This is a genomic window from Massilia sp., from assembly GCF_032106685.1.
Classification (GTDB): Bacteria; Pseudomonadota; Gammaproteobacteria; order Burkholderiales; family Burkholderiaceae_D; genus Telluria.
Genome location: NZ_DAMCPG010000008.1, coordinates 35,709 through 56,465, shown reverse-complemented (window position 1 = coordinate 56,465; position 20,757 = coordinate 35,709). Strand labels below are relative to the sequence as shown.

Sequence of the window (20,757 nt, the reverse complement as noted above, 5' to 3'; positions counted from 1 at the left end):
CATCCTTGCGCAAGTGACCGTTCCCGTGTTTTATCGGTTACAATGACCCGCAGTTGGAAGAAACGCGCTGTTGGAAGAAATGCGCAGTTGGCATGATGCGATGCACGTCCCGAGCGTGCGTCCGCTGCGCCCAGGGCCTGCTCCGCACACGACGCGCCCCCGTTTCGCTAAACACCAACCGGCCGGGTCCGGGTCCATGTCCATACCCCGTCACCGTAATGCGCCCGCCGCGTCCAAGCGCGGGCCACGAATTCCAGTTTCGACGAGTAGTAAGCTGCGAACCGCCCCGCGTTCGCCACGCCGCCGGTATTTTCAAGCCGCGGCATGCGCGCCGCGGCATTGCGAGCCGCGGTATGTGCGAGCCGATTGCCGCGGCCGCATCCGCCCAGGCGCACTGCGCCGGGCATCGATCGCGAGCCCGTCCGCCGGGCGGCTTGCTGGCATCCGCTGAGCGGATTTGTTTGATAGTTTCTTAAGTACTTGGCCAGAAATAAATGTGAATTTTGGCAAACAGAACCGGATGCGGTGCAAGGCGGCAAGTGCGCCGCAGTGCGAGCACTGGAAGCGCGAGCCAACGCGGCAGCGCGCCGGTTATGGCAGCCAAAAACACATTTATTTATGGGTAAGTACTTGATATTCGAGCCTGACGACATCGAGAATGAAGACTGATGAGGCCAAGAAGGTCCTCGAGACCGCCTTGCTGTGCGCGCGCGAGCCGATGACGCTTGGTGGCATGAAAAAGCTGTTCGCCGACGTCGACGCGTACGGCAGGCAGGTCGGCATCGGCGTCGGTTCCGACACGATCAAGCTGCTGCTCGAAGAGCTGCGCCACGACTGGCGCGACCGCGGCATCGAGATCGTCAGCCTGGCTTCCGGCTGGCGCTTCCAGAGCCGGCCCGAGATGAAGCCCTACCTGGACCGCATCTCGCCGGAAAAGCCGCCGAAATATTCGCGCGCGACGCTGGAAACGCTGGCCATCATCGCCTACCGCCAGCCGGTCACGCGCGGCGACATCGAGGAAATCCGCGGCGTCGCGGTGAACTCGCAGACCATCAAGATGCTCGAAGACCGGGGCTGGATCGATGTGGTGGGCCACCGCGAGGTGGTCGGCCGGCCGGCCCTGCTGGGCACGACGAAACAATTCCTGGACGACCTGGGCCTGGCTTCGCTGGGCCAGCTGCCGCCGCTGGAGCGCATCGCCGATGCTTCCGACGGCCACAGTCTCGAAGCGCTGGAAGCGGCGCTGAACGCGAATTTCGACAAGGCGGAGCTTGACGCGGCCGCCGACGAACAAGTTACTTCACCCGTTGAAGTCCCGATTCATGACCTTCAGCCGGCCGCCGGCGCGGTACCAGGTCAGCACAACAACGAAACGAATGATGAATCCAACTGACACCACCGAGACCATTGCCGCACAGGGCGGCATGGACGACGCGGCCAAACCGAAGCGCCGCACCAAAGCCGCCGCACCCGCAGCTCCCGCCGCGGGCGACGCGCAGCCGGCCGAGAAGCCCAAGCGCCGCAGCAAGGCCGCGGCCGTTGCCGCCGCCCCCGCCGAAGGCGAGGCGGCTGTCGCAGCCGATGCCGCGCCGAAGGCGCCCGCCGCCCGCAAGCCGCGCGCCACCAAGGCGAAGCCGGCCGCCGGCGAGCCGATCGCCGAAGCCGCGGCCGCACCTGCGCCCGCGGCCGCCCCGGCGGCGGCGCCTGCCGTCGAAGCCGCGCCCGCACAGGGCGAGGCGCCACGCCAGGAGCAGGGCCAGCGCAAGCCGCGCGGTCCGCGCCAGATGCGCGAGCAGCGCGGCCAGCGCGAAGCGCGCCAGGCCGTCGCAGCCGCGGCGGCGCCCGAAGCCGCGCCGGCGGCGGGCGAGACCGCCGCCGAGCAGCCGTCTCCTGAAACCCGCCGCGAGCAGCGCCAGGGCAAGGGCCGCCAGAAAAACCAGAAAGGGCAGAAGAACGCCCAGCAGAACGCGCAGGCGGGCGGCCAGCAGGGCAAGGGCGCCCAGCAAGGCAAGAACGACCAGCGGGGCAAGGGCGGCAAGCAGAAGCCCGGCCGCGGCAACGACGCCGACGCCGTGTTCTCCTTCGTCACCTCGGACGCCTTCGACGCCAACGACGGCGGCCAGGGCCAGCAGAAAGCCAAGCCCGTGCGCCGCGACCTGACCGCCGACGACGACGCGCCGAAGCTGCACAAGGTGCTGGCCGAGGCCGGCCTCGGTTCGCGCCGCGACATGGAAGAACTGATCATCGCCGGCCGCGTGTCGGTGAACGGCGAGCCGGCCCACATCGGCCAGCGCATCCTGCCGACCGATGCCGTGCGCATCAACGGCAAGCTGATCCAGCGTAAGGTGCACAACAACAAGCCGCCGCGCGTGCTGGTGTACCACAAGCCGGCCGGCGAGATCGTCAGCCACGACGACCCGGAAGGCCGTCCGTCGGTGTTCGACCGCCTGCCGACCATGAAGACCGGCAAGTGGCTGGCCGTGGGCCGCCTCGACTTCAACACCGAAGGCCTGCTGCTGTTCACCACCTCCGGCGACCTGGCGAACCGCCTGATGCACCCGCGCTACAACATCGACCGCGAATACGCGGTGCGTACGCTGGGCGAGCTGGAAGAGGGCATGCGCCAGAAGCTGCTGGCCGGCGTCGAGCTGGACGACGGCAAGGCCGCCTTCACCAAGATCATCGACGGCGGCGGCGAGGGCATCAACAAGTGGTACCGCGTGGTGATCGGCGAAGGCCGCAACCGCGAGGTGCGCCGCATGTTCGAGGCCGTTGGCCTCACCGTCTCGCGCCTGATCCGTACCCGCTACGGCGCGATGACCCTGCCTTCCGGCCTGAAGCGTGGCCGCTGGGAAGAGCTGGAAGAAAACGACGTGCGCAACTTCATGGCCGCCTTCGGCATCGAGAAGAAGGGCGGCGCCGCCGCGGCCGGCGGCAAGGGCCAGGGCAAGAACCAGGCTCAGCCCGATCCGCGCCGCGCCGACGGCAACCGCATCGACCGCGCCGACGCCAACCGCAATGTCGACCCGTTCGGCCCGCCGGTGGTGCGTGCCGGCGTCCCGCGCGGCGCTGCCCCCGTGGCTGGCGGCCTGCCGGGCCCGGTGCGCGGCAAGGGTGGCCGGAATGGCAATGCGGGCAACGCCGGCGGTTTCGGCGGCTCGGGACGCCCGGGCGGCGGCGGCAGCAGCCGCCCGCGCCAGCCGGACCCGCTGCAGACCACCTTCGGCTTCGCCGGCACCGGCGGCGGCCGCCGCGGCGGCCAGGGTCCGCGCGGTTCCGAGCATGGCCTGCCGCGCCGCGGGCGCCGCGGGTAATCTGTAGGGTGGGCGGCTTTCCGCCCACGCGTTCAAGCGCACGATGAACGTCCGCGGCCGCGCATTCGCCGCATGGACGCGTGGGCGGGAAGCCCGCCCACCCTACGGCGCACGCTTGCCGTGCGCATCCGTTGTTTCGCTCTCAATATAATGGTATGGCGATTGCAGCGTGCCCCGGAACAGGTTATAATTTGCAGCCTAATCAAAGTTCTTCCCGAGTGTGTTTATTTGGTGCAAGTGCTTTCATCTGGTTGGGTTGTGAATACAAAAAGATGGGCAGATGCCCATTTTTTTTTTGGTAAAACGTTTTAACGCCCTGGAGAAGTGTCGTGCAGCAGTTTGATTTGATCGCCAAGACAGTCGGTGGCCTGGGCTACGAGCTCGTTGATGTCGAACGAGGCGAGCGTGGGGTCCTGCGCGTGTTTATCGATTTCCCGGCTGCCGTCGCTGACGAGAAGGGGCCGATCACGGTCGAGGATTGCGCAACGGTGAGCCACCAGTTGTCGCACGTGTTGACCGTGGAAAACGTCGATTACGAGCGTTTGGAAATTTCGTCGCCCGGGCTGGACCGCCCGGTGCGCACCCTGGCCGATTTCGAGCGCTTCGCCGGCCACGAATGCACGGTGAAGCTGCGCGTCGCCATGCCGGGCACCGCGAACCGGAAGACCTATACGGGCATCCTGGTCGCGCCGGAAGGCGACAAGATCGGTCTGGAATTTGAAAGTAAAGATGGTTTGGCGTTGTTGGAATTTACGCTGGCCGAATTGGACAAGGCACGCCTGGTGCCGCAGGTGGATTTTAGGAGTCGCAAAGCATGAGTCGCGAAATTTTGTTACTGGTTGATGCGCTTGCGCGCGAAAAAAACGTCGATAAGGAAGTGGTCTTCGGGGCGCTCGAGTTCGCCCTGGCCCAGGCCACCAAAAAACGCTATGAAGGCGAAGTCGACATTCGCGTGAGCATCGATCGCGACAACGGCGAATTCGAAACCTTCCGCCGCTGGCACGTGGTGCCGGACGAGGCGGGCCTGCAGCTGCCGGACCAGGAAATCCTGCACTTCGAAGCCAAGGAACAGATCCCGGACATCGAAGTCGACGAATACATCGAAGAACCGGTGGAATCGGTCGACTTCGGCCGCCGCTTCGCCCAGGACACCAAGCAGGTCGTGCTGCAGCGCGTGCGCGATGCCGAGCGCGAGCAGATCCTGCAGGACTTCCTCGAGCGCGGCGATTCGCTGGTGACCGGCACCATCAAGCGCATGGAGCGCGGCGACGCCATCGTCGAGTCGGGCAAGATCGAAGCGCGCCTGCCGCGCGACCAGATGATCCCGAAGGAAAACCTGCGCATCGGCGACCGCGTCCGCGCCTACATCCTGCGCGTGGACCGCAACATGCGCGGCCCGCAGGTGATCCTGTCGCGCACCGCGCCGGAATTCATCATGAAGCTGTTCGAACTGGAAGTTCCGGAAATCGAACAAGGCCTGCTGGAAATCAAATCGGCTGCCCGTGACGCCGGCGTGCGCGCCAAGATCGCCGTCTACACGGCCGACAAGCGCATCGACCCGATCGGCACCTGCGTCGGCATGCGCGGTTCGCGCGTGCAGGCCGTGACCGGCGAGCTCGGCGGCGAGCGCGTGGACATCGTGCTGTGGTCGGACGATCCGGCCCAGTTCGTGATCGGCGCCCTGGCGCCGGCCAACGTGTCGTCGATCATGGTCGACGAGGAAAAGCACGCGATGGACGTCGTGGTCGACGAAGAAAACCTGGCGATCGCGATCGGCCGTTCGGGCCAGAACGTGCGCCTGGCGTCGGAACTGACTGGCTGGAAGATCAACATCATGACGGCCGAGGAATCGGCCAACAAGGTGGCCCAGGAAACGGCGGCGATCCGCGCGCTGTTCATGGAAAAGCTCGATGTTGACCAGGAAGTGGCCGACATCCTCGTGGAAGAAGGCTTCTCGAGCCTTGAAGAAATCGCGTATGTACCAATTTCGGAGATGCTCGAGATCGAATCCTTCGACGAGGAAACCGTCAACGAACTGCGTACCCGCGCCCGTGACGCGCTGGTGACCGAAGCCATTGCCTCCGAGGAAGGTCTGGAAGGCATGGAAGAGGCGCTGGTGAACCTCGAGGGCATGGACCGCACGACCGCAGGCAAGCTTGGCCTGGCCGGCATCAAGACGGTGGAAGCATTCGCGGGTCTCGCTTACGACGAATTCGGCGCCATCCTGGCGCTCTCGTCGGACCGTGCCCGTGAACTGATCAAGAATGAATTTAATGATGTGACCGACGATGAGATGAAGCTGGTCGACGCGAAATACGACGACCGCGCGAAGGCATTGCAGGCGAAAGCCTGGAGCCAGGTCGAAACGGCCAAGGCGTAATTGCTGCTGCCGGAACGACAAAAAATCTTTATCATCTCCGCGACACATAGAAAAGAGGACTGAATGGCGAGTAACAACGTAGCCCAATTTGCCACCGAACTGAAGATGCCTGCAGATTTGCTGCTGACGCAGCTGCGTTCTGCCGGCGTCGAGAAAAGTTCGACGTCAGATCCCTTGTCAAAGGATGATAAGGACAAGCTGCTGAACCACCTGCGCCGTACCCACGGCGCGGGCGAACAGACCGAGAAGAAGAAGATCACGGTCACCCGCAAGGAAACGAGCGAGATCAAGCAGGCTGACGCGTCGGGCAAGTCGCGCACGATCCAGGTTGAAGTACGCAAGAAGCGCACCTTCGTGCAGCGCGATGATCCGGCGCCAGCCGCGCCGGCCGCGCCCGCCGCGCCGGTGATCGACGAAGCCGAGATCGCACGCCGCGAGGAAGAAGCGCGCCGTCATGCCGAGCTCGTCGCTCGTCAGGAAGCGGACCTGCGCGAAAAGCAGGAACGCCTGGCCAAGCTCGAATCGGAACGTGCCGAACAGGCCCGTGCCGCTGAAGAGCAGGCCAAGCGCGACGCCGACGAAAAAGCCAAGCGCGAAGCCGCCGCCGCCGCCGCCGCCAGCTCGGCTGCCAGCGAGCAGGCCAAGCAGGCCGCCGCCGAGGACGCCAAGCGCAAGGCCGACGAAGCCGCCAAGGAAGCCGCCGAACGCGCTGCCGCCACCGAGCGCGCACGCAAGGCCGTGGCCGACGAAGTGGCCCAGATCAAGGCCATGATGGCCCAGCCGCGCCGCGTCATCAAGGCGCCCGAGCCGGCACCGGCGCCGGTCGCCGCGAAACCGGCCGCGCCGGCGGGCACGCTGCACAAGCCAGCCGACAAGAAGCCGGCCGAAGCCAAGCCGGGCGACAAGAAGCCGGGCGACAAGAAGTCGATCAAGTCGGCCAACGTCTCCTCGACCTGGTCGGACGACAAGAAGCGCGGTGCGCCTGGCGGCGCCAAGACCCGCGGCGGCGCAGGCGCGCCGAGCGGCCGTGACGGCTGGCGCAGTGGCGGCCGCGGTGGCCGCCGCAATTCGCACGGCGACGACCGCGAATCGAACTTCCAGGCGCCGACCGAGGCGATCGTGCGCGAAGTGCACGTGCCTGAAACCATCACCGTGGCCGAACTGGCGCACAAGATGTCGGTGAAGGCGTCGGAAGTCATCAAGCAGCTGATGAAGCTGGGCCAGATGTGCACCATCAACCAGGTGCTGGACCAGGAAACCGCGATGATCGTGGTGGAAGAGATGGGCCACAAGGCCTTCGCCGCCGCCGTCGACGATCCGGAAGCGCTGCTGGCCGACCAGGGCGAGCACACCGAGTTCGAAGCGAAGCCGCGTGCGCCGGTCGTGACCGTCATGGGCCACGTCGACCACGGCAAGACCTCGCTGCTGGACTACATCCGTCGTGCGAAGGTGGCAGCTGGCGAAGCCGGCGGCATTACCCAGCACATCGGCGCATACCACGTGGACACCCCGCGCGGCATGGTCACCTTCCTGGATACCCCGGGTCACGAGGCGTTCACCGCCATGCGTGCCCGTGGCGCCAAGGCGACCGACATCGTCATCCTGGTGGTGGCGGCCGACGACGGCGTGATGCCGCAAACGAAAGAGGCGATCGCCCACGCGAAAGCCGCCGGCGTGCCGCTGGTCGTGGCGATCAACAAGATCGACAAGCAGGGCGCCAACCCCGACCGCGTGACCCAGGAACTGGTCGCCGAAGGCGTGGTGCCGGAAGAATACGGCGGCGATTCGCCGTTCGTGCCGGTGTCGGCCAAGATCGGTACGGGTATCGACGACCTGCTGGAACAGGTGCTGCTGCAGGCCGAAGTGCTGGAACTGAAGGCGCCGGTCGAGTCGCCGGCACGTGGCCTGGTGGTCGAAGCCCGCCTGGACAAGGGCCGCGGCCCGGTCGCCACCATCCTGGTGCAGTCGGGTACCCTGAAGCGCGGCGACGTCGTGCTGGCAGGTTCCTCGTTCGGCCGCGTCCGTGCGATGCTCGACGAGAACGGCAAGCCGGTCACCGAAGCCGGTCCGTCGATCCCGGTCGAGATCCAGGGCCTGACCGAAGTGCCGAGCGCCGGCGAGGAAGCCATGGTCATGGCCGACGAGCGCAAGGCGCGTGAAATCGCCCTGTTCCGTCAAGGTAAGTTCCGCGACGTGAAGCTGGCCAAGCAGCAGGCGGCGAAGCTGGAGAACATGTTCGACCAGATGGCCGAAGGCGAAGTCAAGAACCTGCCGCTGATCATCAAGACCGACGTGCAGGGTTCGCAGGAAGCACTGGTGGGTTCGCTGCAGAAGCTGTCGACCTCGGAAGTGCGCGTGCAGGTGGTCCATGCGGCGGTCGGCGGCATTACCGAGTCGGACGTCAACCTGGCGACCGCGTCGAAGGCAGTCATCATCGGCTTCAACACCCGTGCCGACGCCCAGGCGCGCAAGCTGGCCGAGACCAACGGCGTCGACATCCGTTACTACAGCATCATTTACGATGCGATCGACGAGATCAAGACGGCACTGTCGGGCATGCTGGCTCCGGAGAAGCGCGAGACCATCACCGGCCAGGTCGAGATTCGCCAGGTCATCCTGGTGTCGAAGGTCGGCGCGATCGCGGGCTGCCTGGTCACCGATGGCGTGGTCAAGCGTACCTCCTCGGTCCGCCTGCTGCGCAACAACATCGTGGTCTGGACCGGCGAGATCGACTCGCTCAAGCGCTTCAAGGACGACGCGAAGGAAGTCCGCGCCGGTCTCGAGTGCGGCCTGTCGCTGAAGAACTACAACGAGATCCAGGTCGGCGACGTTCTGGAAGTGTTCGAAGTGCAGGAAGTGGCCCGTACGCTGTAATCGCAGCGCGGATCCAGAAAGCGCCATCGCCGGGCTCGCGCCCGCCCGATGGCGTTTTTTTTCGTGGGGTGGGTCGGTCCGCGTTCGGCTTGAACCCACCGCCTGACGCCTTTACGCGCCCGCACCGCATGTCCGCGACGTGCCCCTCGCACCCGATCGATGTACCATTGTCACAAAACCCCCAACAACGAAACATGGCAAAACACAGCAAAAACATTCCCCAGCGCGGCCTGCGCGTCGCCGACCAGATCCAGAAGGACTTGTCGGAACTGATCGCATTCGAACTGAAGGACCCGCGCGTGGGCATGGTCACGCTGACCGAAGTCCAGCTCACCCCGGACTACGCGCACGCGAAGGTCTACTTCACGCTGCTCAAGGACAGCAAGGAAGAGGTCAAGCAGACGCTCGAAGGCCTGAGCAAAGCGGCCGGCTACCTGCGCAACCAGCTCGGCAAGCGCCTGCACATCCACACGCTGCCGCAACTGCATTTCCTGCACGACACCTCGACCTCGCGCGGCCTGCAAATGTCGGCCCTGATCGACCAGGCCAACGCCGTGCGCGCCGCCGACTTCGGCGAGGACGAGGCGGACTCGGCATCGGATAAAGAGTGAACGCTCGCCCGCAAAAGAAGCCGCGCGACCCCGTCGACGGCGTGCTGCTGCTCGACAAGCCGGTCGGCCTGTCGTCGAACGACGCCCTCATCAAGGCCAAGCGCGTGATGAACGCGAAGAAGGCGGGCCACACCGGCACCCTCGATCCCTTCGCCACGGGTTTGCTGCCGCTGTGCTTCGGCGAAGCGACCAAGTTCTCGCAGGACCTGCTGGAAGCCGACAAGACCTACGAGGCGACGGTCCACCTCGGCATCATGACGACCACCGGCGATACCGAGGGCGAGACGCTCGAGACGCGCGAGGTCGACGTGACGCTGGAACAGATCGAGGCGGCGCTGGCGCGTTTCCGCGGCCCCATCCTGCAGGTGCCGCCGATGTACTCGGCCCTCAAGCGCGACGGCAAGGCCTTGTACGAATATGCGCGCGAAGGCATCACGCTCGAGCGCGAGGCGCGTCCGGTGACCATCCATGGCCTCGAGCTGGTCGACTACGCGGCGCCGATGCTGAAGATCCGCGTCACCTGCAGCAAGGGCACCTATGTGCGCGTGCTCGGCGAGGACATCGGCGCGGCCCTCGGCTGCGGCGCCCACCTGAACGCGCTGCGCCGGATCCAGGTCGGGACGCTCACGGCGGCGCGCATGATCACGCTGGAAGAGTTGCAGGCGCACCCGGACCCGCGCTCGCTGCTCGATCCGGTCGATGCGCTGCTGTCGAGCTTCCCGTCGGTCGAGCTGACGGACGAGCTGGCGAAGCGCTTCCTGAACGGCCAGCGCCTGGCGCTGGGCAAGGAATCGGTGATGGTGCCGCAAGCCTTGGGCAGGGTGCGGGTCTATCATGCCGGCAAGCTGCTCGGCACCGCCAACCTGCAGGAGTACGCCATCCTGGCGCCGGAACGGCTGATTGCGGCGACCTAGGGTGGGCGGCTCCGCCTGAACGCTAGCCGGCCCACTGCCATGCTTGCCGCCCACGCGTTCAACCCGGGCCAGCACGGCCCGACCGGTAATTCACCGCCGCTTGAACGCGTAGGCGGCGCACCCGACACGTTTCAGCCTGCTCACGGGTACAGCCGCCCACCCTACGCCGTGCCGTATGCAGCACCTTATATCGAGAAACGCCAGAAAACCGTTGAAAAGCCGGCAAGCCGTTGAAAATGCGAGGCTTTTCCCCAGAAACGTCATATTCGCGTGTTATACTAGTCGGTTTCCGAAATTGGCAGCACCGTACACATCCGTACACCACGCAAATCCACCCCTGATCTCACATGTCAAATACCAAACGCGCAATTCGTAATATTGCAATCATCGCCCACGTTGACCACGGCAAGACCACCCTGGTCGACCAGCTGCTGCGTCAGTCGGGCACCTTCCGTGACAACCAGGCGGTGGACACCCGCGTGATGGACTCAGGCGACATCGAAAAGGAACGTGGCATCACGATCCTGTCGAAGAACTGCGCCGTCGAGTACGAAGGCACCCACATCAACATCGTCGACACCCCGGGCCACGCCGACTTCGGCGGCGAGGTCGAGCGCGTGCTGTCGATGGTCGACTCGGTGCTGCTGCTGGTCGATGCCCAGGAAGGCCCGATGCCGCAGACCCGCTTCGTGACCCGCAAGGCGCTGGCCCTGGGCCTGAAGCCGATCGTCGTCGTCAACAAGGTCGACCGTCCGGGCGCGCGTCCGGACTGGGCGATCAACCAGACCTTCGAACTGTTCGACAAGCTGGGCGCCAACGACGAGCAGCTCGACTTCCCGATCGTCTACGCTTCGGGCCTGAACGGCTACGCCGGCCTGACCGAAGACGTGCGCAGCGGCGACATGAAGCCGCTGTTCGACGCCATCCTGAAGTACGTGCCGGTGCGTGACGACAATCCGGACGGCCCGCTGCAGATGCAGATCACCTCGCTGGACTACTCGTCCTACGTCGGCAAGATCGGCATCGGCCGCATCAACCGTGGCCGCATCAAGCCGGGCATGGACGTGCTGGTCGTGAACGGCCAGGACGACAAGAGCCCGATCAAGGGCCGCATCAACCAGGTGCTGAACTTCAAGGGCCTGGAGCGCGTGCAGGTCGACGAAGCCGTCGCCGGCGACATCGTCCTGATCAACGGTATCGAAGAAGTCGGCATCGGCGTGACCGTGACCGCCGTGGATACCCCGGAAGCGCTGCCGATGCTGACCGTCGACGAGCCGACCCTGACCATGAACTTCATGGTCAACAACTCGCCGCTGGCCGGCCGCGAAGGCAAGTTTGTCACCAGCCGCCAGCTGCGCGACCGCCTGGACCGCGAACTGAAGTCGAACGTCGCGCTGCGCGTGCTGCCGACCGACGACGACACCGTGTTCGAAGTCTCGGGCCGCGGCGAACTGCACCTGACCATCCTGCTGGAAAACATGCGCCGCGAAGGCTTTGAGCTCGCCGTGTCGCGTCCGCGCGTGGTGTTCAAGGAAATCGACGGCGTCAAGTGCGAGCCGTACGAGAGCCTGACCGTCGACGTCGAGGAAGCGAACCAGGGCGGCGTGATGGAAGAACTGGGCCGCCGCCGTGGCGACCTGCAGAACATGGAATCGGACGGCAAGGGCCGCGTGCGCCTGGAATACCTGATCCCGGCCCGTGGCCTGATCGGTTTCCAAAGCGAGTTCATGACCCTGACCCGCGGCACCGGCCTGATGAGCCACGTGTTCCACGAGTATGCACCGGTCGACACCGGCAAGGGCGAACTGGCGGGCCGTCGCAACGGTGTGCTGATCTCGCAGGATGACGGCGCCGCCGTCGCCTACGCACTGTGGAAGCTGCAGGACCGCGGCCGCATGTTCGTCGAGCACAACACCCCGGTGTACGAAGGCATGATCATCGGTATCCACTCGCGCGACAACGACCTGGTCGTCAACCCGATCAAGGGCAAGCAGCTGACCAACGTGCGTGCCTCGGGCACCGACGAAGCCGTCCGCCTGGTCCCGCCGATCCAGATGTCGCTCGAATACGCCGTCGAGTTCATCGAGGACGACGAACTGGTCGAGATCACGCCGAAGTCGATCCGCCTGCGCAAGCGCTACCTGAAGGAGCACGAGCGTAAGAAGGCCAGCCGTGAAGGCGCGTAATCGCGTCCTGCACTGCAGCCCTGTGCTGACTAAAAAACCCGCTGCGTAAGCGGGTTTTTTTTTGCCGTTGGCGGGTGTACGGGACGTAGGGTGGGCGCCCCTGTGCCCACGCGTAAAGCCTGCATCGTGTTGGCGTTCACAAGCGCTGCGTCTGCTCACCGTTTACGCGTGGGCACGGAGTGCCCACCCTACGGGACGCGCCGCCGCGCCTGGGCTTGCTAAGATGAGTCCATGCGCATCCTCTGGACTTACCTGAAACCGCACTGGCGCCTGGGTCTGCTGGCCCTGCTGCTGGCGGGTACCGCCCAGGTGCTGGCCCTGGTCGATCCGATCATCTTCGGCAGGATCATCGACCACGTCACGCAGCGTCATCCGGGCGATGCCGACCCGATGCCCCAGGTGATGCGCCTGCTCGGCCTGGCGGTGCTGGTCGCGGTGCTGTCGCGCCTGGCGAAAGCCCTGCAGGAATACGTCACCCGGCTGGTGGTGCAAAAGCTCGGGGTGGCGATCTTCAACGACGGCTTGCGGCACCTGCTGCGCCTGAAGTTCCAGGAGTTCGAGGACCTGCGCAGCGGCGAGATGCTGGCCCTGCTGCAGAAGGTGAGGGCGGACAGCGAACGCTTCATCAATACCTCGATCAATACCGTGTTCGCCTCGCTGGTCGGGGTCAGTTTCCTCGCCTGGTATGCGGTGACCAAGCACTGGCTGCTGGTGCCGGTGTTCCTGGTCGGGGTGCTGGTGCTGGGCGGGCTGACGGGCCTGCTCAGCCGCGAGATCAAGACCCAGCAGCGCTCGATCGTGCGCGAGACCAACCGCAATTCGGGCTTCATCACCGAGTCGCTGCGCAACATCGAACTGATCAAGAGCCTGGGCCTGACTTTCCCGGAGATCCGGCGCCTGCGCAGCCAGACCGATGCGATCTTCGCGCTCGAGATGGAAAAGGTGAAGCGGATCCGCCTGCTCTCCTTCTTGCAAGGCTCGACGCTAAGCCTGTTGAAGCTGGCGATCCTGTTCGCGCTCTTGTGGCTGATCTTCCGCGACGTGCTCTCGACGGGCGAACTGATCGCGATGCAGTTCATCTCGGTGGCGATCTTCGCGCCCTTGCAGGAGCTGGGCAACATCATCCTGGCGCACCGCGAAGCCGAGGCCTCGCTGCTGAACTTCAGGAACCTGATCGACAAGCCAGTCGAGCGCCGCCCGCCCGATCCGATCGAGATCGGCGCCTTGCGCGACCTGCGCTTCGCCGACGTGCGCTTTCGCCACAAGGGCGCGCCAGACGACGCCCTGGCGGGCATTTCGTTCGAGGCGAAACTGGGACAGACGATCGCCTTCGTCGGTCCCTCGGGCTCGGGCAAGTCGACCTTGGTGAAGCTGCTGGTCGGCCTCTACACGCCGGCCGCGGGGCAAGTGTTCTATAACGGCGTGGCGACCACCGACCTGCGCTACAACCGGGTGCGGCGCCAGATCGGTTTCGTGACCCAGGAAACCTACCTGTTCGCCGGCCCCATCCGCGACAACATCCGTTTCGTGAAGCCGGACGCCAGCGACGAAGAGATCGTGGCGGCGATGCGCCAGGCGTCCTGCGCCTATCTGCTGGAGCGCTCGAAGGAGGGGCTGGACACCGTGATCGGCGAGCGCGGCATGAAGCTCTCGGGCGGCGAGAAGCAGCGCCTGTCGATCGCGCGCGCCCTGGTGCGCCAGCCGGCGCTGCTGATCTTCGACGAGGCGACCTCGGCCCTCGATTCGCTGACCGAGGAGCAGATCACGAACACGGTGCGCGAGATCTCGGCGCGCGCCACGCAGATCACGATCTTGATCGCGCACCGGCTGTCGACCGTGATGCACGCCGATACCATCTATGTGCTGGAGAAGGGGAAGGTGGTCGAGAGCGGCGCGCACGCGGCGCTGCTGGAAGCGCGCGGCCTGTACTACGCGATGTGGCGCCAGCAGATCGGGGAGCGGCCGGTGCCGCCCGGCGCCGACTGACCGGGGTCATGCGGCGGCGGGCGCGGTTCTCATGAAGGTCAGCGCAGGCCGAGCAGCGCCAGCACGCGTTCGCGGCTGACGCCGACCAGCGCCGAGGTGATCGCCAGCAGCGACTCGTAGTCGTGGCTGGCGGCGGTGGAAGCGAAATCCTGGGCGGTGATGGCGAGGTCCTCGGGCGACATCCGCGGCTGCACCGCGCGCTGGGTGGCGGCGCTCAGTGCGGCGCTGGCGGCGGCCTGCGAGCGGCGCACGCGCTCGAGCGCCTGCACCACTTCGCGCAGGCTCTGGCGCAGGGCGTCGGCGTTGCCGCCGTCGTTGCCGACGATGTCGCCGATTCCCTCGAGCTTTGATTGCGGCGCGACGGCTTCGGTGCCGGCGCGGCCGCGGCCCGAGATCGCGATGCTGTCGCGCACCGCCGGCCAGTTCGCTTCCTCGGTCGAGAATTCCAGGCGGCCGCGCTCGTCCAGGTTGGCGCGGACCTTCACCGGCGCCAGCGTGCGGTCGAGGCGCGCGGCGATCTGCTCGGGCGTCATGCCGGCTTCGATGGCGGCCGCCAGCTGCGGGCCGCCGGCGCCGCCGACCGAGAATGCCAGGCTGACGGGAGCGGAAGCCTGCAGGGTGTCGAGATCCAGGCCGCCGATGCGAAAGCGCTGGCGCGCCGGTGCGCCGTCGGAGAAGCGCAGCTCGGCGTCGACCGCGCCGCCGGCCTGGCTGCTGCGCGCGGCGATGGTCGCGCTCAGCTGGCGCGCCCTGGCTTCGAGGTCGCGCGCGCCGCTCTTGAGGTTGGCCAGCTTGGCCGACAGCGCCGCTTTCACCGATTCGAGCTGGCTCGATACCCGGTCCAGGTAGTCGAGCGCCTGCTGGGCGCTGGCGACGTGGCCCTGCAGCCGCGTGTCCCAGTTGGCCAGGCCGCGGCGCGACGGCGCCGGTGCCGGGCGCGCCTGCGCGGCCAGTTGGGCGGCGAGCGCCTGCTCGCGTGCGGATGCGGTGCGTTCGGGCGCGCCGGCGCCGTCAGCGCCGCCGGTGGACGGCGCCGCGACGGCGTTGCTGGAAATCGAGACTCCGGCGACAGCCGGCTTGGCAAGGGTAGGACGAAGGTTGGTTTCCATCGATTACAGCGCGGAGAACAGGGACAGCGATCCGATGCGGCTATAGGCCTTGTAGGTGGCCTGCAGGGCGGTCGAGTAACCGTTCAGCTCGGTCGCGGCGACGCCCATGTCGAGCTGGCCGATGTCGGTGATCGCCATCTGGTTCGACAGGCTGACGTTGCCGTGGTTGGCGTCCAGGGTGTCGAGGATGTTCTGCTTGCCGCCGAGGACCGCGATCTTGCCGGACACCAGGTCGAGCGCCTCGTCGAAGCCGTTCAGGTTCGCCGTCAGCACGGCGCGCGTGGCCGGGTCGTTGGCGTCGAGCTTGCCGCCGCTTAGGGTGGCGATGGTGGCGTCGATGCGGTTCAGCAGGTTTTCGAGGCCCTTCAGGTTGTCGTTGGCCACCTGGGTCAGGCCGTTGCCGACCACCACGCGCTGCTCGTTGGTGTTGCCGGCGAAGCTGTAGCGCGCGCCAGGGGCGGCGCCGGCGTCGAAGGCCATGGCCGGGGTCGAGGTCATGGTGCCGGAGAAAACGTAGCGGCCTTCCTGGTCGACCGTGTTCGCGCTGAAGAACAGGCTGTCGCGCAGCGCCTCGAGCGGATTGATCATCGCTTTCAGGTCGTCCGGCGTGTTGCTGCCGTCCAGCGCCCAGACGATCTGGTCGCGGCCGGACGTGATGTCGTTGACCATGTTGCCGAGATAGCCTTCGTTCTTCGACAGGCGAATCTTGATCGAGCCGATGTTGTCGCGGTACTGGGTGATGGCCGCTTCCTCGCGCTTCAGGCGCGACAGGCGCACGTTGTCGACCGGGTCGTCCGAGGGGACCAGGATGCGCTTGCCGGTGGCCATCTGCTGGGTGATGATGCTGATGCGCTCCTGGTTCAGCTGGAGCGAGCCGTTCATGTTCGACTGGTACTGGGCGGTGGCTATACGCATTGCTGACTCCTTAGCCCATCATCGCCAGCGTGGCGTCGAACAGGGCATTCGCGACCGTCATGACTTTCATGTTGGCCTGGTACATGTTCTGGTATTCGACGAGGTTGATCGCTTCCTCGTCCTGGTTGACGCCGCTGGTCGACTGCCAGTCTTCCTGGGCATGCTTGCGCATCGTCTCGGCGGTCTTCAGGTCGGCCTGGTTGCCCTGGCTGATCACGCCGAGCTTGCCGACCAGCTGGGTGTCGGCGTCGCTGAGCAGCACGGTGCCGAGACCGGTGACGGTGATCGGCTGGCTGTTGATGACGACCAGCTTTTGCAGGTTGCCGGTATCGCCCTGGGTGCCGTCGCTCGAGAAGGCGAGGTCGGTCGGCTCGAAGCCGTCGGCCACCTGCAGCATGTTGGTGGCGCCCGGGTTGAACACGAACAGCGGGCGGCCCTGGCTGCCGTCCATCGCGTAGCCGCTGGTGAGCTGGGCATTGACCTTCTCGGCGAGCTGGCGCGCGACGTCGGCCGTCCCCTGCTGCATCGGGCGCAGGGTGTTCTGTTCGTAGGTCGTCAGGCCGCCGAGCTGGCCGCCGAGCCTGGCCGCGTCGAGCGCGAAGGTGGTGTTGGCGAAATCGAGCGCGAAGCGCTGGTCGCCGGGGCCGCCGGTGGCCTTCAGCTTGCCGGCGACGCCGCCGATCACCAGCGCCTGGCCGGTCTTGAGCGAGATGTCGCGCACGCCGCCCGGCTGGTCCGCCACTTCCAGCGCCATCTGGCTGGCCAGGGCGTCGATCGCCAGGTCGCGTTCGTCGATCAGGCTCGAGGCCGAGGCGCCGACCGCATTGGCTTCGGCAATGCGGGTGTTCAGCGTGGCGATCTTGCCGATGTTGGCGTTGGCCGAGTCGACGATCGCGCTGCGCTGCTGGCTGAGCGACTGCAGCTGGGCGTTGTAGACGTTGTTCAGGCTGTTGAAGCGCTGGGCCAGCAGGTTCGAGGCGGTCAGCACTTGCTGGCGCAGCGGGGTCGAGGTGGCGTTGTCGCCGGCGACCGCGTTGAGCGAAGCGAAGAAGCCGTCGATCGCGGTCGACAGGCTGGCGGTGTCGTCGCCCATCACGCGCTCGAGCTGGGTCAGATAGGGCTGGGTCTGCGAAAACGCGCCGGTTTCGGAAGCCGCGCGCCACATCTGCTGGCTCTTGTAGCCGTCCGAGAAGCGCAGCAGGGCGCCGACCTGCACGCCATTGCCGACCGAGCGGCCGCTGGCGTCCGGACCGACGGCCGACAGCAGCGCCGCCTGGCGGGTGTAGCCCTTGGTCTGGAGGTTGGCGATGTTCTGGCTGGTCGCCGACAGCGCCAGTTGCGATGCGAGCGCGCCCGACAGCGCGTTGGTCATGATGGTCATGGCGGTCTTCTTCTTGAAACGGTTCTACCAGTAGATAGGCGACCAGTTACTTGGGAATATTAAGTCCTACGGGCAATAATTGTCGGAGGATGGCGTCAGCGACGCCGAAGGCGCGCTGGCCGGCCATCTGTTTCGCCAGGATGCCGTCGGCCATGTCCTGCATGTCCTGGTTGACGCGGTCCTTGAAGACGCTGTCCTCGTCGGCCATCTCGCGCGTGGTGGCGCGCATTTCCTTGAGCATGTGCGAGATGAAGAAGCTCTCGAACTCGACAGCGGCCCTGGTTGCCTTGGCAACGTAGGCCGGATCCGGCGCCGCGCCGTCGGCCGCGGGCGCCACCGTGTCGCCGTTCAGCGTGCCCTGCGCGTGCAGGGGATTCATGTTGTTGTTTGCTTGCATCAGATCACCACCAGTTCGCCTTCGATCGCGCCGGCCTGGTCCAGCGCCTGCAGGATCGCCATGATGTCGTCCGGGGACGCGCCCAGGCTGTTGACGACGTCGATAATGGTTTGCAGCTTGGCGCCGGCCGGCCACTTGAACATCTGGCCCGAGCCCTGGTCGACCGACAGCTGCGACTGCGGCGTGACCGCGGTCTGGCCGCGCGACAGGGGACCCGGCTGGCTGACGCGCGAGCTTTCCGAAATCACCACCTTGAGCGAACCGTGGGTGACGGCGGCCGCCTTGACGCGCAGGCCGTCGGCGATGACCACGGTGCCGGTGCGCGAGTTGAACACCACCTTCGGCACCTCGACGCCGGCTTCGACCTGCAGGGCATTGAGCTTGGCGACGAAGGCCACGCGCTCGGTCGGATCGGACGGCGCCAGCACCTCGACGCTGGTGCCGTCGGCGGTGGTGGCGACCTGGCCGAAGCGGCGGTTGATCGCTTCCACGACGTTGGTCGCGGTCTCGAAATGCGGCTGGCGCAGGCGCAGCAGCACCTGCGGACGGGTCGCGAAGTCGGTCGCGATCTCGCGCTCGATCATGGCGCCGTTCGGGATGCGGCCGGTGGTCGGGGTGTTCACCGTCACCGAGGAGCCGCTCTTGCCCGAGGCGCTCAGGCCGCCGACCACCAGGTTGCCCTGGGCCAGCGCGTAGATTTCGTTGTCGGCTGCGCGCAGTTGCGTCAGCAGCAGGGTGCCGCCGCGCAGGCTCTTGGCGTCGCCCAGCGACGAGACGGTGACGTCGATCGCCTGGCCGCGGCGGTAGCCCGGCGGGAAGACGGCCGAGACCATCACGGCGGCGACGTTCTTGTTCTTCGCGTCCTGGCCTTCCGGCAGCTTGACGCCGAACTGCTTGAGCATGTTCAGCACCGACTGGCTGGCGAACTTCACCTGGGTCGAGTCGCCCGAGCCGTTCAGGCCGACGACGAGGCCGTAGCCGACCAGCGGGTTTTCGCGCACGCCCTCGACGCTGACCAGGTTGCGCAGCGCCTGGGCGGCGCTGGCGGGCGCGGTCGCGCCAAGGGCGAGCGCGGCGGCAAAGATGATACGGAAAACGGTGCTCATGCTGCGAAACTGAATCATGTTGTGTTCCCTGGAGCGCCTAACGACAGGTTAGGGCAGGCGCATCGTCGAAGACGGAACACCCGCGGCGGCGAGACGATGCGGCGCCATCGCGGGGTTTGCTTTACCCGTTTAGAACGGCATCAGCGGGCCGGTGAAGAAACGCGTCAGCCAGCCGGCCGAATTCGCGTCCGCCAGCACGCCCTTGGCCGAGTAGGCGATGCGGGCGTTGGCCACGCGCAGCGAGGACACCTGGTTGTCGCTGTCGATGTCGGCGGCGCGCAGGTAACCCTTCAGGCGCAGGAATTCCTCGCCCTGGTTCAGGGTCATATTCTTTTCGCCGGCCACGCGCAAGAGGCCGTTCGGCAGCACTTCCTGCACGATCACGGTCAGTGCGCCGGACAGGGCGTTCTGCTGGGTGCTGGTCGAGTCGCCGGCGAAGCTGCGGTCGGCGCTGATGTCGACGCCGGTCTTGCCGAAGGTTTTGCCCAGCAGGCCGAGCGGGGCCACGCCGACCGACGAGCCCTTGTTGAAGCTGGTGCCGGCGCGCTTGCTGGCCTGGGTGGTCTCCTGCAGGATCACGGTGACGACGTCGCCGACGCGATAGGCCCGGGCGTCCGAGGTCAGCGCGATCGACTCGGCGCTGAACACGCCGCCCGAGACGCCGCGCTGGGCGGTCGGTGCGACCGGCAGCGGCAGGTCGTCGTCCGCCGGCGCGAGCGGCGCGCGCGAGGCGCAGCCGGCCAGGAGCAGTACCGCGGCAAGCGTGGCGATGCTGGAGCGCTTCATTACCGCGCCGCCTGTGCCAGGTATTGCAGCATGTTGTCGGCGGCCGACAGCACCTTGGTATTCATCTCGTAGGTGCGCTGGGCGGCGATCATGTCGACCATCTCTTCGACCACCTGCACGTTCGAGCCTTCGAGCGCGCCTTGCTTCAGCTTGCCGAGGGCGCCTTCGCCCGGCTGGCCTTCGTTCGGCGCGCCGCTGGCGGCGGTTTCCTGGAACAGGTTCTCGCCCAGGGCCAGGAGGCCGGCCGGGTTGACGAACGAGGTCAGGGTCAGGGCGCCGATCTCGGTCGGCGCGGCCTGGCCGGGAATGGTGGCCGAGACGGTGCCGTTTTCGGCGATGGTGATCGCGGTGGCGTTGTTCGGCACGGTGATCTGGGGCACCAGCGGCAGGCCCTGGGCATTGACCAGGGTGCCGTTGGCGTCGATCTGCAGCTGGCCGGCGCGGGTGAAGGCCGGTTCGCCGTTCGGGCGGCGCACCTGCAGGAAGCCGGCGCCGGAAATGGCGACGTCGAGCTGCTGGCTGGTGGTCTGCAGCGAGCCGTTGGTGAATACCTTCTGCGTGCCGACCAGGCGCGTGCCGTTACCGAGCTGGACGCCGTTCGAGACGGTGTTGTCGGCGCTCTGCGCGCCCGGCTGGGTGTCGACCTGGTAGAACAGGTCCTCGAACACGACGCGGTCGCGCTTGAAGCCGACGGTGTTCACGTTCGCCAGGTTGTTGGCGATGGCCTGCAGTTTTGCGTCTTGCGCCTGCACGCCGGTCTTGCTGATCCACATTGCTGGATTCATGAAATTCTCCTTG

The 20,757-nt window shown here is 66.3% G+C and carries 16 protein-coding genes; 9 read left to right on the top strand and 7 right to left on the bottom strand.

Annotated elements, in window-relative coordinates; translation table 11 throughout:
* Positions 1-658: 658 nt before the first annotated feature.
* The 9 genes from scpB to RT688_RS07115 all read left to right on the top strand — a co-directional run bounded on the left by scpB (position 659) and on the right by RT688_RS07115 (position 14,265).
* A complete protein-coding gene (gene scpB, locus RT688_RS07155; protein ID WP_313704152.1) occupies positions 659-1,393 on the top strand; it encodes an SMC-Scp complex subunit ScpB in 735 nt (244 codons plus the stop codon).
* A complete protein-coding gene (gene rluB, locus RT688_RS07150; protein ID WP_313704219.1) occupies positions 1,380-3,314 on the top strand; it encodes a 23S rRNA pseudouridine(2605) synthase RluB in 1,935 nt (644 codons plus the stop codon). The genes scpB and rluB overlap by 14 nt, the downstream gene beginning before the upstream one ends.
* A 329-nt stretch (positions 3,315-3,643) precedes the next feature.
* Entirely contained in the window at positions 3,644-4,132 is a 489-nt protein-coding gene (rimP, locus tag RT688_RS07145; protein ID WP_313704151.1) for a ribosome maturation factor RimP, read from the top strand.
* Positions 4,129-5,694: a transcription termination factor NusA gene (gene nusA, locus RT688_RS07140; protein ID WP_313704150.1), complete on the top strand. Its 1,566-nt coding sequence runs from the start codon at positions 4,129-4,131 to the stop codon at positions 5,692-5,694. The genes rimP and nusA overlap by 4 nt, the downstream gene beginning before the upstream one ends.
* A 63-nt stretch (positions 5,695-5,757) precedes the next feature.
* Positions 5,758-8,568 (top strand): translation initiation factor IF-2, encoded by a 2,811-nt coding sequence (infB, locus tag RT688_RS07135; RefSeq protein WP_313704149.1) that lies wholly within the window; start codon positions 5,758-5,760, stop codon positions 8,566-8,568.
* A gap of 194 nt (positions 8,569-8,762) precedes the next feature.
* Positions 8,763-9,179: a 30S ribosome-binding factor RbfA gene (gene rbfA / locus RT688_RS07130; RefSeq protein ID WP_313704148.1), complete on the top strand. Its 417-nt coding sequence runs from the start codon at positions 8,763-8,765 to the stop codon at positions 9,177-9,179.
* Positions 9,176-10,093: a tRNA pseudouridine(55) synthase TruB gene (gene truB, locus RT688_RS07125; protein ID WP_313704147.1), complete on the top strand. Its 918-nt coding sequence runs from the start codon at positions 9,176-9,178 to the stop codon at positions 10,091-10,093. The genes rbfA and truB overlap by 4 nt, the downstream gene beginning before the upstream one ends.
* 347 nt (positions 10,094-10,440) lie before the next feature.
* A complete protein-coding gene (gene typA, locus RT688_RS07120; RefSeq protein WP_313704146.1) occupies positions 10,441-12,279 on the top strand; it encodes a translational GTPase TypA in 1,839 nt (612 codons plus the stop codon).
* Between the two features lie 231 nt (positions 12,280-12,510).
* Positions 12,511-14,265, top strand: a complete 1,755-nt coding sequence (locus tag RT688_RS07115; protein ID WP_313704145.1) for an ABC transporter ATP-binding protein — start codon at positions 12,511-12,513, stop codon at positions 14,263-14,265.
* Between the two features lie 38 nt (positions 14,266-14,303).
* On the opposite strand, the gene RT688_RS07110 is transcribed toward RT688_RS07115, so the two are convergent.
* The 7 genes from RT688_RS07110 to flgG all read right to left on the bottom strand — a co-directional run bounded on the left by RT688_RS07110 (position 14,304) and on the right by flgG (position 20,744).
* On the bottom strand, positions 14,304-15,374 hold the full coding sequence (locus tag RT688_RS07110; RefSeq protein WP_313704144.1) for a hypothetical protein: 1,071 nt from the start codon (positions 15,372-15,374) through the stop codon (positions 14,304-14,306).
* Between the two features lie 3 nt (positions 15,375-15,377).
* Positions 15,378-16,289: a flagellar hook-associated protein FlgL gene (flgL, locus tag RT688_RS07105; RefSeq protein WP_313704143.1), complete on the bottom strand. Its 912-nt coding sequence runs from the start codon at positions 16,287-16,289 to the stop codon at positions 15,378-15,380.
* 10 nt (positions 16,290-16,299) lie between these two features.
* Entirely contained in the window at positions 16,300-17,670 is a 1,371-nt protein-coding gene (gene flgK / locus RT688_RS07100; RefSeq protein WP_313704142.1) for a flagellar hook-associated protein FlgK, read from the bottom strand.
* A 46-nt stretch (positions 17,671-17,716) separates the two neighbouring features.
* Positions 17,717-18,067, bottom strand: coding sequence for a rod-binding protein (locus RT688_RS07095; RefSeq protein WP_313704141.1), 351 nt, complete (start codon positions 18,065-18,067; stop codon positions 17,717-17,719).
* Positions 18,067-19,173 (bottom strand): flagellar basal body P-ring protein FlgI, encoded by a 1,107-nt coding sequence (locus RT688_RS07090; RefSeq protein WP_313704218.1) that lies wholly within the window; start codon positions 19,171-19,173, stop codon positions 18,067-18,069. Before RT688_RS07090 ends, RT688_RS07095 begins: the two co-directional genes overlap by 1 nt.
* A 129-nt stretch (positions 19,174-19,302) precedes the next feature.
* Positions 19,303-19,959, bottom strand: a complete 657-nt coding sequence (gene flgH, locus RT688_RS07085; RefSeq protein ID WP_313704140.1) for a flagellar basal body L-ring protein FlgH — start codon at positions 19,957-19,959, stop codon at positions 19,303-19,305.
* The gene (flgG, locus tag RT688_RS07080) at positions 19,959-20,744 is read right to left on the bottom strand and encodes a flagellar basal-body rod protein FlgG (RefSeq protein ID WP_313704139.1); all 786 of its coding nucleotides are present in this window, start codon (positions 20,742-20,744) and stop codon (positions 19,959-19,961) included. The genes flgH and flgG overlap by 1 nt, the downstream gene beginning before the upstream one ends.
* Positions 20,745-20,757 lie beyond the last annotated feature (13 nt).